The following is a 13,821-nucleotide window of genomic DNA, read 5'->3' as shown; positions in this document are numbered from 1 at the left end:
AGAAGAGAGAACGGGATGAAGCGTCAGCGGGTTCGTCTGGGCGTCAATATCGACCACGTCGCCACGGTTCGTAACGCGCGCGGCGGCGCTCATCCCGATCCGGCCCGCGCGGCCGAGGCGGCGCTGGCGGCGGGCGCCGACGGCATCACCGCTCACCTGCGCGAGGATCGCCGTCACATCACCGACGCCGACATCGACGTGCTGACGGCCCTGTGCCGCCGCGCGGACAAGCCGCTGAACTTCGAGATGGCGGTGACGGAGGAGATGCTGGCCATCGCCCTGCGCCACCGGCCGCACGCCGCCTGTCTGGTGCCTGAACGGCGCGAGGAGGTGACGACCGAGGGCGGACTGGCCGTCGCCGGTCATGAGGTCCGCATCGCCCCGGTGGTGAAGGCGCTGTCGGACGCCGGAATCCGCGTCAGCCTGTTCATCGAACCGTCCGAGGATCAGGTCGAGGCCGCCGCCGCCGTCGGCGCCCAGGTGGTCGAGTTCCACACCGGCCGCTATTGCCACCTGACCGACCCGGCCGTGCGCGCGGCCGAATTCGACCGTCTGGCCGCCGCCGCCGCACAGGCCGATATTCTGGGGCTGGAGGTTCATGCGGGTCACGGCCTCGACTACGCCTCGGCGAGCGAGGTTCTGGCCATCCGTGAGATCGTCGAGCTGAACATCGGCCATTTCCTGATCGGCGAGGCGGTCTTCGTCGGTCTGGACGCCGCCATCCGCCGGATGCGCGCGGCGATGGACGAGGCGATTTCAGGATCGGGGTCATGATCATCGGCGTCGGCGCTGACCTATCTGACATCCGGCGCATCCAGGCGTCGCTGGATCGTTTCGGCGACCGTTTCAAACAGCGCGTCTTCACCGAGTTGGAGCGCAGCCGTTCCGACCGCAAGGCCGACCCCGCGTGGAGCTACGCCAAGCGGTTCGCCGCCAAGGAAGCTTGCGCCAAGGCCCTGGGCACGGGGATGCGCTCCGACGTTTACTGGCGCGACATGGGGGTGGTGAACCTGCCGTCCGGCCAGCCGACGCTGGCCCTGACCGGCCACGCGGCCGAGCACTTGGCCCGCCTGACCCCGCCGGGGCATGAGGCGCGCATCCACCTGACCCTCAGCGACGAACACCCCTATGCCCTGGCCTTTGTGGTGATCGAAGCCCTGCCCAAGGCCTGACGCCGCCGCGAAGGTTGCGGTTCCTTCATCATCCAGAGTCTTGCTCGCGGCGGGTTCAGCGACTACGCCTCGACCTTCAAACCCCGCGTTCGGCGGAGGATTCGAGCAGACGATGAGCGACGACCCCAAGGCGAACGGCGGAGCAGCCGACCCAGCCCTCGATCCGGCTGACCAACGGCCGATCTGGAGCGACGACGGCGACGCGCCCTTCGACATGGGGGACGACCCCGAAGCCCTCGACAGCGAGACCCCGATCTATGCGCCCCGGCGCGCCAGGAAGGCCAAGCGAGTGAAGAAAGAAAAGTCCGCGAGCAACGAAACGGTCGAGATCATCAAGACCGTCGTTTTCGCCCTGCTGATCGCGCTGGTGCTGCGTGTGCTGCTGTTCCAGCCCTTCACCATCCCGTCGGCCTCGATGGAGCCGAATCTGTACGAGGGCGACTACATCGTCGTGTCGAAGTGGTCGTACGGCTATTCCAAGCACTCGATCCCGTTCAGCCCGCCGGTATTCAACGGCCGCATCCTGGGCAAGGGCCCCGAGCGCGGCGACATCGCCGTGTTCAAGCTGCCGCGCGACAACAAGACGGACTACATCAAGCGCGTGATCGGCCTGCCGGGCGACAAGGTGCAGATGATCGCCAACAAGCTCTACATCAACGGCGCGCCGGTGCAGGACGTGGTGGTCAGCCGCGCCCAGATGGCCGACATGTTCGGCCCGCGCGCCGTGACCCAGGTGCGCGAGACCCTGCCGGGCGGCCGCACCTTCATGACGCAGGACTTCGGCCCCGGCGGCGATCTGGACGACACGCCGCTGTATGAGGTTCCAGCCGGCCACTACTTCATGATGGGCGACAACCGCGACAACTCGATCGACAGCCGCGTCGAGATGTCGGCCGGCGTGGGCATGGTCCCGGCCGAGAACCTGGTCGGCAAGGCCGAGATCATCATGTTCTCGTGGACGCCGGGCGCTTCGCTGTTCAACCCGGTCAGCTGGTTCGCCAATGTGCGCTTCAGCCGGTTCTTCAAGATCCTCGACTGATGGCCGGCGGACGCACGAACGTGCGCGCCGAGGCCGTGGCGGCCCTGCGCCAGCGCCTGGGGCATGACTTTGAGGACGCCTCCCTGCTGGAGCGCGCCCTGACGCACTCCAGCGTGGGCGAGGGGGCGGGGCCGCAGACGCCCGCTGACAATGAGCGGCTGGAGTTCCTGGGCGACCGGGTGCTGGGCCTGCTGGTCGCGGATCGACTGGTGCGCGACTACCCGTCGGCGGACGAGGGGCAGCTGTCCGCCCGCCTGCACGCCCTGGTGGACAAGAGCGCCTGCGCCCGCGTGGGCGAGCGGCTGGGCGTCGGCGACGCGCTTCGCCTGTCGCCCGGTGAGACCAAGACCGGCGGCCGCAGAAAGGCCGGAGTCATCGCCGATGCTGTGGAAGCGATCCTGGCGGCCGTCTATCGCGACGGCGGTCTGATCGCTGCTCAGGCCGTGTTCGAACGCGCCTGGGCCGAAGAATTGGCCGCACCTCCGAGTGCGGCGGTGACCAACCCCAAGTCCGCCCTGCAGGAATGGGCGCAAGGCCAGGGCCGACCGCTGCCGACCTATGAAGTGGTCCAGCGCACCGGCTCGGATCACGCGCCGACCTTCACGGTCGAGGCGACGGTGACGGGCTATGAACCGGCCCGCGCCCAGGGACGTTCGCGACAGGAGGCGGAAAAGGCCGCCGCCATCGCCCTATTGAAACGAGAAGACGTAATTTGACCGAGACCACCGAAACCACCGAGATCACCGGCCAGCGCGCGGGCTTCGCCGCCATCATCGGCGCGCCCAATGCGGGCAAGTCGACGCTGGTGAACCGGTTGACCGGCTCCAAGGTCTCCATCGTCACCCAGAAGGTCCAGACCACGCGCTTCCCCGTGCGCGGCATCGCCATCAAGGGCGACGCCCAGATCGTGCTGGTGGACACGCCCGGCATCTTCACGCCGCGCCGTCGCCTGGATCGCGCCATGGTCACTTCGGCCTGGGGCGGGGCGCAGGACGCGGACGTGGTCGTCCATCTGATCGACGCCCAGTCGCACATCGACGCTGAAGGTCGCGAAGGCACCGCCGCCGACCGCCGCTCGGCCGAGGACACAGAGACCATCATCGCCAATCTGAAGGCGACCGACACCAAGGTCATCCTGGCGCTGAACAAGATCGACGGGATGCGCCGCGACACCCTGCTGGCCCTGTCGCAGCGCCTGTTCGAGACGGGCGTCTATTCCGAGGTCTTCATGATCTCGGCGCTCAGCGGCGACGGCGTGGAGGATCTGAAGACGCGCCTGGCTCTGGCCATGCCCGAGGGGCCGTGGCTGTACCCGGAAGATCAGTCGGCGGACGTGCCCCTGCGCGTCCTGGCGGCCGAGATCACCCGCGAGAAGGTCTATCTGCGCGTTCACGAGGAACTGCCCTATTCGGCGGCGGTCGAGACGACCTCGTTCGAGGACAAGGCGGACGGTTCGGCCCGCATCGAACAGACCATCTATGTCGAGCGCGAAAGCCAGCGCCCGATCGTCCTGGGCAAGGGCGGCCAGACTCTGAAATGGATCGGCCAGAAGGCGCGCGAGGAGCTGATCGAGATCCTGGATCGGCCCGTTCACCTGTTTTTGACCGTCAAAGTCGATCCCAAATGGCAAGACTCAAAGGCATTGTACGCCCAGTTCGGCCTGGAGTTTGACGTCTAGTCTCGTGTTCATCGTTCCCAAGACCGCGGGCGGAAGGCCCTGGTTCCTCGGTTCCCTCGTCGTCGCCGGCCTGATTTCGGCTGGCGCGGGCGCGTGGTTCGTCAAGGCCGTCGCGCCGGAAACCCAGGCGGCCGCCGTCTATCGGACAGACCTGCCCAAGCGCCCGCCGGTCGAGGTGGTCGAGGCCCTGCCGCAGTTGAAGGAACGTCTGGACCACCTGGCGGCCAGCAAGCAGTTCACCGGCGCCGTCCTGGTGGCCCGGGGCGATCAGGTTCTGTTCCGCCAGGTTTATGGCAAGGCGAACTATGAGCAGGACACGCCCTTCGCCCTGGACACCCGTTTCCGCCTGGCCTCGGTGTCCAAACAGTTCACCGCCGTCGCCGTTCTGAAGCTTCAGGACGAGGGCAAGCTGTCGGTCGACGATCCCGTCTGCAAATGGATCGAGCCGTGCCCCGACGCCTGGCGGCCGCTGCGTATCCATCACCTGATGTCGCATACCTCGGGCATTCCTGACGTGATGGCTCAGGCTGAGTGGGGCCGCATCCGCGTCACCCACCGCACGCCGCAGGAACTGACCGAGACCTCGGCCCGCTATGGCCTGCAGTTCGAGCCGGGGACGAAGGTCCGCTACAACAACGCCGCCTTCAACCTGGCGGCCGAGATCGTGTCAAAGGCCAGCGGCCAGCCGTTCGAGACCTATATGGAGCAGGCGATCCTCAAGCCCCTGGGCATGAAGGACACCGGCTCGGACGTGAATAACGACGCTCAGGGCCTGGCCATGGGCTACGGCCTGTTTCCGGCGGGCCTGACGCCGCAGCCCATCGCCAATGTCAGCGTCGTGGCGGGCGCCGGGGCGCTGTATTCGACGCTGGACGACGTGCTGGCCTGGAACCGCTCCCTGCATCAGGGCCACATCCTGAGCGACAAGGCCTATGCCGACCTGATCGCCGATCACGCCCCGGACGACATGCCCGAGCGGCGCGGCCCTCATCGAGCCTATGGCTACGGCATCTACGTCAGCGCCCTGGGCGAGCGGACCTCATCGCCGTTCAGCGATCGCCAGATTTACCACACCGGCAGCTGGGCGGGGTTCCGCAACCTTGTGTCCTACCAGCCCGATCAGGAGGTGACGGTGGTGGTGTTGTCCAACAACTACCACCTGCGCGACCTGGTGCTGTTGATCAATCAGCAGGCCATGGCCGAAGCTCTGGGGCGTCCGTTCCCCGCCGCGCTGGCGCGCTGAGGCCGATCAGGGTTTCATCGAGCCCGTCTCGATGAAGCGCTGGTGCCACGACAGCGCCTCGGTCAGCAGGTGGGGCGATTGCAGACCGTACGACCCCTTCAGCGCGCGGGCGTAATAGTCGCTGAGCGCGTCGCGATAGTCGGGGTGGGCGCAGTTGGCGATGATGACCTGGGCGCGCTGTTTGGGCGACAGGCCGCGCAGGTCGGCCAGGCCCTGTTCCGTGACGATGACCTGCACGTCCTGGGTGATGTGGTCGACGTGGCTGGCCATGGGGACGATGGCCGAGATCTTGCCGCCCTTGGCCGTCGAGGGCGTGACGAAGCAGGAAATATAGGCGTTGCGCGCAAAGTCGCCCGAGCCGCCGATGCCATTCTGAATGCGCGAGCCCATGACGTGGGTCGAGTTGACGTTGCCGTAGATGTCGGCCTCGATCAGGCCGTTCATGGCGATGCAGCCCAGACGGCGGATGATCTCCGGGTGGTTCGAGATCTCCTGCGGGCGCAGGATGATCTTGCCGCGGAACTGCTCCATCCTGCTGTTCAGATCGGCGGCGGCCTCGGGGCTGAGCGAGAAGGCGGTGGCCGAGGCGACGGTCAGCTTCCCTGAGTCCAGCAGGTCCAGCATCCCGTCCTGCAGCACCTCGGTATAGGCGGTCAGGTTCTCGAACGGGCTGTTTTGCAGTCCCGCCAGCACGGCGTTGGCGACATTGCCCACGCCCGATTGCAGCGGCAGCAGATGGGCGGGCAGGCGGCCCAGTTTCACCTCATGCTGCAGGAATTCGATCAGGTGCCCGGCGATGGCCGTGGCGCTGGCGTCCGGCGCGGCGAAGGGCAGGTTGCGGTCGGGGCTGTCCGTCTCGACGATGGCGGCGATCTTGGACGGATCGACGCGGAAGACCGTTTCGCCGATCAGGTCGGTCGGCTTGGTCAGCGGGATCGGCACGCGCGCGGGCGGTAGGGCGGTGCCGTAGTAGATGTCGTGCATCCCCTCCAGCGCCGCGTTCTGCCAGCTGTTGACCTCAAGGATGATCTGATCGGCGCGGTCCAGCCAGGTCTTGTTGTTGCCGATGGAGGAGGAAGGGATCAGCGCCCCGTCCTCGCGGATGCCCGACACCTCGACCACCGCCGTCTCCAGCGGGCCGAGGAAGCCCTGCCAGGCCACCGGCGCCACCTGCGACAGGTGCATGTCCAGGTATTCCATCTCGCCCTTGTTGATCTTCTCGCGGGCGATGGGGTCGGAGTTGTAGGGCAGGCGGAACTCGATGCCGTCAGCTTTTGCGAGCGCGCCGTCCAGTTCCGGCCCGGTCGAGGCGCCGGTCCAGACCTTCAGCTTGAACGGGTTTCCCGCCGCGTGCTCGGCCTCGATCCGCTCGGCCAGGGCCATCGGCACGACCTTGGGGTAGCCCGAGCCGGTGAAGCCGCTCATGCCCACCGTCGAGTTGGCCGGGATCAGGCTGGCGGCGTCCTGTGCGGACATGATCTTCGACTTGAGGGCGGCGTTACGGACGCGGGACATCGCAAACCTGACGACTGGAGCCGGGGAGGGCTCAAGGAACGACGCGGACATAGGCGCCGCATCACCCTGATTCCAATACGGCTTTGGTCGTAACAGTCCGTGATCACAAAGGCGTCAGCCGCCGGGATTCCAGTCCTCGGTCGGGTTGGTGTTGACCATCCAGGGGATGCCGAACCTGTCGGTGAAGGTGCCGAAACCGGGTGACCAGAAGGTCTCGGCGAAGGGCATGCCGACCTTGCCGCCTTCGGACAGGGCGTCGAAGACCTGTCGCGCCTTGGGGAGGTCGTCGGTGTGATAGGACACGTCGAAGCCGTTCTTGGGCTTGTCGATATTGGGCGCGAACTCGGGCGGCATGTCGGCCCCCATGATCGCCTGGTCCCCGATCTCCAGCCAGCCGTGCATCAGCCATTCCTTGTATTTGGGATCGACCGGCATGTCGGGCGGGCCGTCGCCGTACGGAAAGGCGGCCGTGACCTTGCCGCCCAGCACGCGGGCGTAGAACTCCAGCGCCTCGCGGCACTGGCCCTGAAAGCTGAGGCTGGTGACGATCTTCATGGGATCCTCCTTCGGATGGAGCCGGAACGCGCCAGGCGGGCGTCGTTTCCCGGCGCTTCCCCCATTGACGGAACAGGACTAGAACAAAGCCATGATCACCGCCGCCCTGATGATGCTTCAACTGTCCGCCGCGCCTGCAGAGACCGCGCCGATCGAGCGCACGCTGGACGCCATGCACGCCGCCGCTTCGGTGGCGGACGGCGAGGCCTATTTCGCGACGTTCACGCCGGACGCCCGCTTCATCGGCACCGACGCGGCTGAGCGGTGGAGCCTGTCGGAATTCCGCGCCTACGCCACGCCCTACTTCTCGCAGGGCAAGGGCTGGACCTATCGCCCGACGGCGCGGGCCGTGACGATCGCCCCGATCGACTGCCGCTGCGTCGCCTGGTTCGACGAGGTGCTGGACAGTGACGCCTATGGAACGACGCGCGGCTCGGGCGTACTGCGCCTGACCGAGGACGGCTGGAAGATCGAGCAATACGTCCTCAGCTTCGCCGTACCGAACGACCGGGCGCGCGCCGTCGTCGACGCCATCAAGGCCGACTGATGGAGGTTCAGGACGACGCCTTCGTGCTGTCGGCGCGGGCGCATGGCGATACGGGGGCGGTGGTCGATCTGCTGACTGAACGGCACGGTCGCCGCGCCGCCTATGTCGCGGGCGGGGCGTCGCGGCGGATGCGGCCCTTCCTTCAGCCGGGCGCGCGGGTCGTGGCCGATCTGCGGTCGCGGACGTCGGATCAGCTAGGCTCGGCGCGACTGGAGCCGGTGGGCGAAGGCCCGGCCGCACTGTTCGACGACCCGCTGGCCCTGACCGGGCTGAGCGCCGCCGCTGCGGTGGCGCAGGGCGCCCTGCCGGAGCGGGAGCCGCATCCGGGCGCCTTTTACGCCTTCGAGGCGCTGATGGGCGCGTTCGCCGTGCCCGAGGTCTGGCCCGCCATTTTCGTGCGGTTCGAGGCTGGGTTGCTGGAGGACTTGGGCTTCGGTCTCGACCTGTCGCGCTGCGCGTCAACGGGGTCGATGGACGACCTGGTCTGGGTCAGCCCCCGCACCGGCCGCGCCGTCAGCCGCGAGGCGGGCGCGCCCTATGCCGACAAGCTGCTGGCCCTGCCGCCCTTCATGCTGGGCGCGCAGGCGGGGCTGGGCGAGGGCGACGTGAAGGCGGGGCTGGAGCTGACGGGGCATTTCCTTGAGCAGTTCGTCTTCCACGCCCTGAACCGGCCGCTGCCGCCCGCGCGCGTTTGGATGATCGACAAGCTGGGCGAGGCGGGGCGGCTTTAACTCCGGTAAGGCGGTTGAAACCTCACCGTCACCCTCGGGCTTGTCCCGAGGGTGACGGGAATTGATTGTGCGCGCTTACCGATTCAGCGCCGACAGCCCCGCAATCGCCTCGCGCGTTTCCCTTTCCAACATCGCGACCAGTTCAGGGGCAGGCAGGGCGCGGCCTAGCGACGCGCCTTGTCCCGCCCAGTGCGGCGCATAGCCGTTGTCGCCCTTGGCCTTTGCCGCCGCGTTCAGCGCCTTGCCGAGGTCGTAGGCGTAAGGATAGGCGGCGATCTTCGTCTCATCGGCCCGGCGCATGAAGGCGTTCTCCACCCCGCGCGCCGGGCGGCCGGAGATGGCCGCGCTGACCCGCGTGCGCCCGGCGTCCGCTCCTGCCAAGGCCGCCCGATAGGCCGCATCCGCCGCCGATTCCGGGCAGGCGGCGAAGGCCGTGCCCATCTGCGCCCCGGCCGCGCCCAGCGCCAGCGCTGCTGTGATCCCTGCGCCGTCCATGATCCCGCCCGCCGCGATGACCGGAACCGACAGGTCGCGCGCCAGCAGGCGCGTCAGCGGCAGGGTGGCGAAGCGCGGATCGTCGGCCGGGTCGAAGACGCCGCGATGGCCGCCCGCCTCGACCCCCTGGGCGATCACCATGTCGAACCCGGCGGCGACGGCGGCGCGGCCTTCCTCGGGCGTGGTGGCGCTGGCGATCAGGACGCAGCCCGCCGCCTTCAGCGCCGCGATCTGATCGACGCGCGGCAGGCCGAAATGGACGCTGACCACGGCGGGCTTTTCCTCGACCAGCACGGCCAGCTTGGCGTCGTCGGTCAGGAAGCTTTGATAGATGTCATTGAGCCGTTCGGGCGGGACGGCGCTGAACTCAGTGAAGATCGGGCGCAGGCTGTCGATCCATGCCGCGTCGCGCGCTGGATCGGCCGCGATCGGCGCGTGGCAGAACAGATTGACGTTGAACGGCCGGTCGGTCAGCGTCTTCACCGAGCGGATGGCCTTGCGGCTCGCCTCGGCGTCGATGGCCCCCAGGGCGATGGAGCCAAGCGCTCCCGCGTTCGACACGGCGGCGGCCAGTTCGGCGGTCGAGGTTCCGGCCATCGGCGCCTGGATCAGCGGAACGGAAAGGCCGAGGCGGTCGGTCAGGGCGGTCTTCATCGGGGCTCCTTCGCGCGTTTCTGCACAGATAGGCGCTGACAATCCCGGCGTCAGGCCCCGGCTGCGCTAGACTTTCCTCGTCCGATCATTGATTCGAAGCCGTATGACCATCCACACCCCGACGCCCGAAGGCGGCCGCATCGTCGAAGAACCGATGGGCGATGCGCTGTCGCGCCGCTATCTGGCCTACGCCCTGTCGACCATCACCAACCGGGCGCTGCCCGACGTGCGTGACGGCTTCAAGCCCGTGCACCGGCGCATCATGTACGCCATGCATCAGATGCGGCTGAACCCGCAGGCGGCCGCGCGCAAATGCGCCAAGGTCGTCGGCGAGGTCATGGGCGGCTATCACCCGCACGGCGACGCCTCTATCTATGAGGCCCTGGTCCGTCTGGCCCAGGATTTCGCCCAGCGCTATCCGCTGGTCGACGGGCAGGGGAACTTCGGCAACATCGACGGCGATAGCGCGGCGGCCATGCGCTATACGGAGTGCAAGCTGACGCCCGCCGCCGTCTTGCTGCTGGACGGCATCGACCAGGACGCGGTCGACTTCCGTCCCACCTATGACGATCAGGACGAAGAGCCGGTGGTCCTGCCGGCGGGCTTCCCTAATCTTCTGGCCAACGGGTCGTCGGGCATCGCCGTGGGCATGGCGACCTCGATCCCGCCGCACAACGTCGGTGAATTGATCGACGCCTGCCACCTGCTGCTGGAGCAGCCGGACGCCACGACCGAAGACCTGGTCAAGATCGTGCCGGGGCCGGATTTCCCCACGGGCGGCGTCTCGGTCGAGGGCCATGCGTCCATGCTGGATGCCTATGAGACGGGCCGGGGCGGGGTGCGCCTGCGCGCCGCCTGGGACACCGAGGATCTGGGCCGAGGCGTCTGGCGCATCGTCGTCACCGAGATTCCCTATCAGGTGCAGAAGTCCAAGCTGATCGAACAGCTGGCCGACCTGATCGAGAACAAGAAGGCGCCGCTGCTGGCCGACGTCCGCGACGAGTCGGCCGAGGACATCCGCCTGATCCTGGAGCCGAAGTCCCGGACGGTAGAACCTGAAGTCCTTATGGAAAGCCTGTTCAAGCTGTCCGATCTGGAGACGCGCTTCCCCATCAACATGAACGTGCTGGACGCCACCGGCACGCCGCGCGTCATGGGACTGAAGGACTGCCTGCGGGCCTTCTTGGATCACCGCCGCGTGGTGCTGAACCGCCGCAGCCAGTGGCGCATCGCCCGCGTCGAAAAGCGCCTGCACCTGTTGGAAGGCTTGCGCATCGTCTTCCTGAACCTGGACGAGGTCATCCGCATCGTCCGCGAGGAAGAGCAACCCAAGGCCGAACTGATCGCCCGATTCAGCCTGAGCGAGCTTCAGGCCGACTTCATCCTCGACACCCGCCTGCGTCAACTGGCCCGTCTCGAAGAGATGACGATCGAGAAGGAATTCAATGAACTGTCGGAAGAACTTGCGGCGTTGCAGGCGCTGACGTCCTCCGAGGCCAAGCAGTGGAAGGCCATCGGCAAGGAGCTGGAGGCCGTGCGCAAGGCGCTGGTCTCGCCGCGCCGGACCGTGATCGGCGAGGCGGTCGACGCCTCAGCCTTCGTGGCGCCAGAGGCCTTTATCCCGCGTGAGGCGATCACCGTCATCCTGTCGGATCGCGGCTGGATCCGCGCCGCCAAGGGCAAGGTCGACGACCCCTCCGAACTGAAGTTCAAGGAAGGCGACAAGCTGGGCTTCCTGGTCCCCGCCTATACGACCGACAAGCTGCTGGTCGGGGCGTCGGACGGGCGCATCTTCACCATCGGCGCCGACAAGCTGGCGTCGGGGCGCGGGCATGGCGAACCGTTGCGCCTGATGATCGACCTGGACGAGAAGGCCGACATCATCAACGTCGTGGCGCACGAACCGAACGCCAAACTGCTGGTCGCGTCGAAGGCGGGCTATGGCTTCGTGGCGCCCGAGAACGACCTGCTGGCCCAGAAGCGCGGCGGCAAGCAGGTGCTGAACGGCGAGATGCTGGCCATGCTGCGGGTCAACGGCGACCACGTCGCGACCATCGGCGAGAACATCAAGGCGCTGATCTTCCCCCTGGCCGAACTGCCCGAAATGGGCCGGGGTAAGGGCGTGAAGCTGCAGAACTACAAGCAGGGCGGCCTGGCCGATGTGACGGTGTTCAACGCCGAACAGGGGCCGGAATGGGCCGACGGCGGCGGCCGCCGCCGCAACTGGCCGGACTGGAAGGACTGGCTGGGCAAGCGCGCCGGGGCGGGCCGCCAGGGACCGCGCGGCCTGCGCAAGTTCCGCTAGAATCATCCCTCTCCCGGCGGGAGAGGGCTTGAGCCTCCAAGAGCGAAGCGATTGGTTCAGGCGAAAGGGTGAGGGGCTTGTCTCGTCCGTCGGCGTAAGCCGTCGCGTCACGGCCTGCGGCCGACTGCAGCCGAGAACCCTCACCCTTTCGCGCAAGGGCGACGGCTGCGCCGCCGCGCGCTCAATCCCTCTCCCAGCGGGAGCAGGAAGGCCTGAAGAAACATGAATTGCCCGGTGTCCCGAAAATGGACAGCAATTCAGAATCTTATCCCATTTCTGAACGCCGCCTTTGGTCGCTGTCAGAGAGGCTCTCGGGGGCCATTTGGGATCACTTAGGACGACTTACGACCACTGTTAGTGGCACGGTGGGTGGTCTGTCTGGCGTGGGAAGTGCTGCTCGAACCTCGAACTTTGAACGAGGTAAAGAATGACAAACCACAAGAACAGAAAGGGCAATCGCGCCCGCTTAACGCGCAAGCTGATCGACAAAGCGCAAGCCGATCATGTGCAGGGAAAGCGGGTGCGCCTATGGGACACAGACGTGCCCCAACTGTACGTCCAGATTACGCCCGGAGGGTCCGCCAGCTACTACATCCGCTATCCGAGGACTGACGGCAGCAAGAATGACTTTCGGCTGTGCGCAGCTTCCATTCCGCCCGAAGACGCACGCCGTGGAGCGCTTCAGCGGTTGGCTGCGCTGCAACTGGAAGGAATTGATCCCGCCGTTGAACGTCGTGACGACATTGCAGCCGCGAAACGCGGAAAGGTGGAAACGGTCAGCGCCCTGGCGGAGTTGTTCGACGAGGCCCACCCGCATTTTTCGGAGGGGGATAAGAAGGCGAGAAGCTACCTGCTGGGGCGCTTCGTGTTGCCACGCATAGGCGATCGTCCCTTCAGGGAAATTTCGAAACCTGAGATGAAGGATTTGGTTCGCAGCATCCAAAGCCAGATTGCGATAGATGCCCGCCATCCCCGATTCAATGGGCATTCCACGGCCAACCAAATCCAGTCCATTGTCCGCAGAATGTACAACTGGGCGATCTCTGATCGGGAGTGGTTGTCCGAAAACCCCGCGTCGTTCCCGGCCCTCTTTGAAGACAATCTGGAACAACGTCCCGAGTACTTTGATCCGGATTCATTTGCCAAAATCTGGCATGCGAACGTCGCACGCGCCACCGGTAAGGACACGCGGATCAGTGTCGCGCTTGCGACGCTGATCTATCTGGTGACACTCCAGCGACCCGTTGATGTTGCTCGCGCGCAGCGGGAGCATATCAATTTGTCGGAGGCCACCTGGATTGTTCCGAAACATCTGACCAAGAAAAAGCGGAAGCCCTACTATGTGCCTCTGACTCCGCTGGCTATGCGGTTGATCCAGACGCAGATGGAGCGCAGTTCCAGCACGTATCTCTTCCCGACATGTGGGCGCGGCGACCACCTCTTGAGGGGGGCGATGGGAGGTGCCTTTATGGCCATGCGCAACCAGATGGTTGAGGCTGGCGAACTTCCGTCGAAAGAACTGCAATTGTACGACGGTCGACGATACGGACGCACTGTCATTGAAGAAGACTTGGGCTTTCCGGAGCGTGTCGCAGAGCACGTCATCAACCACTACGATGAAAACCAGCCTTCGCGCCGCTACAACGTTCGTACAATGCGCGAGAAGGTGCGGGCCGCTCAGAATGCCTGGAGCGATGAAATCGCTCGAATGGTGGGGCCGCACGCGTTTAGCCCTGCGCCTTCGGATAAGCAGTAACGTCCCGGAAGCACGTTTCTCCTGCCGCAAATTCCGACAATAACTGTCAATGCATTTGAGGCAGCCCCAAGCGCCGCGTGTCAGAGATTCTGACATGCGGCGTCCTACAATTGGTGAGGCCTCATCCCTTC

The 13,821-nt window shown here is 66.2% G+C and carries 13 protein-coding genes; 10 read left to right on the top strand and 3 right to left on the bottom strand.

Annotated features, from left to right (window positions below):
• The first annotated feature begins 15 nt into the window (after positions 1–15).
• From AC3A3G_RS01765 to AC3A3G_RS01740, 6 genes are all read left to right on the top strand, one after another.
• Positions 16–774: a pyridoxine 5'-phosphate synthase gene (locus AC3A3G_RS01765; RefSeq protein WP_487487405.1), complete on the top strand. Its 759-nt coding sequence runs from the start codon at positions 16–18 to the stop codon at positions 772–774.
• Positions 771–1,172, top strand: coding sequence for a holo-ACP synthase (acpS, locus tag AC3A3G_RS01760; protein WP_128116208.1), 402 nt, complete (start codon positions 771–773; stop codon positions 1,170–1,172). Before AC3A3G_RS01765 ends, acpS begins: the two co-directional genes overlap by 4 nt.
• A gap of 112 nt (positions 1,173–1,284) precedes the next feature.
• On the top strand, positions 1,285–2,211 hold the full coding sequence (lepB, locus tag AC3A3G_RS01755; protein WP_200166895.1) for a signal peptidase I: 927 nt from the start codon (positions 1,285–1,287) through the stop codon (positions 2,209–2,211).
• A complete protein-coding gene (rnc, locus tag AC3A3G_RS01750; protein ID WP_289647658.1) occupies positions 2,211–2,927 on the top strand; it encodes a ribonuclease III in 717 nt (238 codons plus the stop codon). Before lepB ends, rnc begins: the two co-directional genes overlap by 1 nt.
• On the top strand, positions 2,924–3,889 hold the full coding sequence (gene era / locus AC3A3G_RS01745) for a GTPase Era (protein WP_289647659.1): 966 nt from the start codon (positions 2,924–2,926) through the stop codon (positions 3,887–3,889). Before rnc ends, era begins: the two co-directional genes overlap by 4 nt.
• Positions 3,890–3,893: 4 nt before the next feature.
• On the top strand, positions 3,894–5,132 hold the full coding sequence (locus AC3A3G_RS01740; protein ID WP_487487404.1) for a serine hydrolase domain-containing protein: 1,239 nt from the start codon (positions 3,894–3,896) through the stop codon (positions 5,130–5,132).
• A gap of 6 nt (positions 5,133–5,138) precedes the next feature.
• Here AC3A3G_RS01740 and scpC read toward each other — a convergent pair whose 3' ends face one another.
• Both scpC and AC3A3G_RS01730 read right to left on the bottom strand, forming a co-directional pair.
• A complete protein-coding gene (gene scpC, locus AC3A3G_RS01735) occupies positions 5,139–6,647 on the bottom strand; it encodes a succinyl-CoA:acetate CoA-transferase ScpC (protein WP_487487403.1) in 1,509 nt (502 codons plus the stop codon).
• A 114-nt stretch (positions 6,648–6,761) separates the two neighbouring features.
• Entirely contained in the window at positions 6,762–7,202 is a 441-nt protein-coding gene (locus tag AC3A3G_RS01730; RefSeq protein WP_487487402.1) for a VOC family protein, read from the bottom strand.
• Between the two features lie 91 nt (positions 7,203–7,293).
• On the opposite strand from AC3A3G_RS01730, the gene AC3A3G_RS01725 reads away from it, so the two are divergent.
• Together AC3A3G_RS01725 and recO are read left to right on the top strand one after the other, a co-directional pair.
• Positions 7,294–7,749: a nuclear transport factor 2 family protein gene (locus tag AC3A3G_RS01725; RefSeq protein WP_487487401.1), complete on the top strand. Its 456-nt coding sequence runs from the start codon at positions 7,294–7,296 to the stop codon at positions 7,747–7,749.
• Positions 7,749–8,480 carry a DNA repair protein RecO gene (gene recO, locus AC3A3G_RS01720; protein WP_088491459.1) on the top strand — a complete coding sequence of 244 codons (732 nt, stop codon included), beginning with the start codon at positions 7,749–7,751 and terminating at the stop codon, positions 8,478–8,480. Before AC3A3G_RS01725 ends, recO begins: the two co-directional genes overlap by 1 nt.
• A gap of 75 nt (positions 8,481–8,555) precedes the next feature.
• Here the strand turns inward: recO and AC3A3G_RS01715 are convergent, their stop codons facing one another.
• Entirely contained in the window at positions 8,556–9,629 is a 1,074-nt protein-coding gene (locus tag AC3A3G_RS01715) for an NAD(P)H-dependent flavin oxidoreductase (RefSeq protein ID WP_487487400.1), read from the bottom strand.
• A gap of 103 nt (positions 9,630–9,732) precedes the next feature.
• Between AC3A3G_RS01715 and parC the strand changes: the two genes are divergently transcribed.
• A complete protein-coding gene (parC, locus tag AC3A3G_RS01710; RefSeq protein ID WP_487487399.1) occupies positions 9,733–11,934 on the top strand; it encodes a DNA topoisomerase IV subunit A in 2,202 nt (733 codons plus the stop codon).
• A gap of 427 nt (positions 11,935–12,361) precedes the next feature.
• Complete coding sequence (locus tag AC3A3G_RS01705; RefSeq protein WP_487487398.1) at positions 12,362–13,690, top strand: tyrosine-type recombinase/integrase; 1,329 nt, start codon at positions 12,362–12,364, stop codon at positions 13,688–13,690.
• The last annotated feature ends 131 nt before the right edge of the window (positions 13,691–13,821 follow it).

The sequence above is a fragment of the Brevundimonas sp. Soil_N_31 genome, assembly GCF_057655995.1.
The sequence above is the reverse complement of the archived record's forward strand: the minus strand, read 5'-3'. Positions and strand labels throughout refer to the sequence as shown.

Excerpts from the sequence above, each read along its gene's own strand:
- AC3A3G_RS01765 (WP_487487405.1), top strand. The coding sequence starts at position 16 with ATGAAGCGTCAGCGGGTTCGTCTGGGCGTCAATATCGACCACGTCGCC.
- acpS (WP_128116208.1), top strand. The coding sequence starts at position 771 with ATGATCATCGGCGTCGGCGCTGACCTATCTGACATCCGGCGCATCCAG.
- lepB (WP_200166895.1), top strand. The coding sequence starts at position 1,285 with ATGAGCGACGACCCCAAGGCGAACGGCGGAGCAGCCGACCCAGCCCTC.
- rnc (WP_289647658.1), top strand. The coding sequence starts at position 2,211 with ATGGCCGGCGGACGCACGAACGTGCGCGCCGAGGCCGTGGCGGCCCTG.
- scpC (WP_487487403.1), bottom strand. The coding sequence starts at position 6,647 with ATGTCCCGCGTCCGTAACGCCGCCCTCAAGTCGAAGATCATGTCCGCA.
- AC3A3G_RS01730 (WP_487487402.1), bottom strand. The coding sequence starts at position 7,202 with ATGAAGATCGTCACCAGCCTCAGCTTTCAGGGCCAGTGCCGCGAGGCG.
- AC3A3G_RS01725 (WP_487487401.1), top strand. The coding sequence starts at position 7,294 with ATGATCACCGCCGCCCTGATGATGCTTCAACTGTCCGCCGCGCCTGCA.
- recO (WP_088491459.1), top strand. The coding sequence starts at position 7,749 with ATGGAGGTTCAGGACGACGCCTTCGTGCTGTCGGCGCGGGCGCATGGC.
- AC3A3G_RS01715 (WP_487487400.1), bottom strand. The coding sequence starts at position 9,629 with ATGAAGACCGCCCTGACCGACCGCCTCGGCCTTTCCGTTCCGCTGATC.
- parC (WP_487487399.1), top strand. The coding sequence starts at position 9,733 with ATGACCATCCACACCCCGACGCCCGAAGGCGGCCGCATCGTCGAAGAA.
- AC3A3G_RS01705 (WP_487487398.1), top strand. The coding sequence starts at position 12,362 with ATGACAAACCACAAGAACAGAAAGGGCAATCGCGCCCGCTTAACGCGC.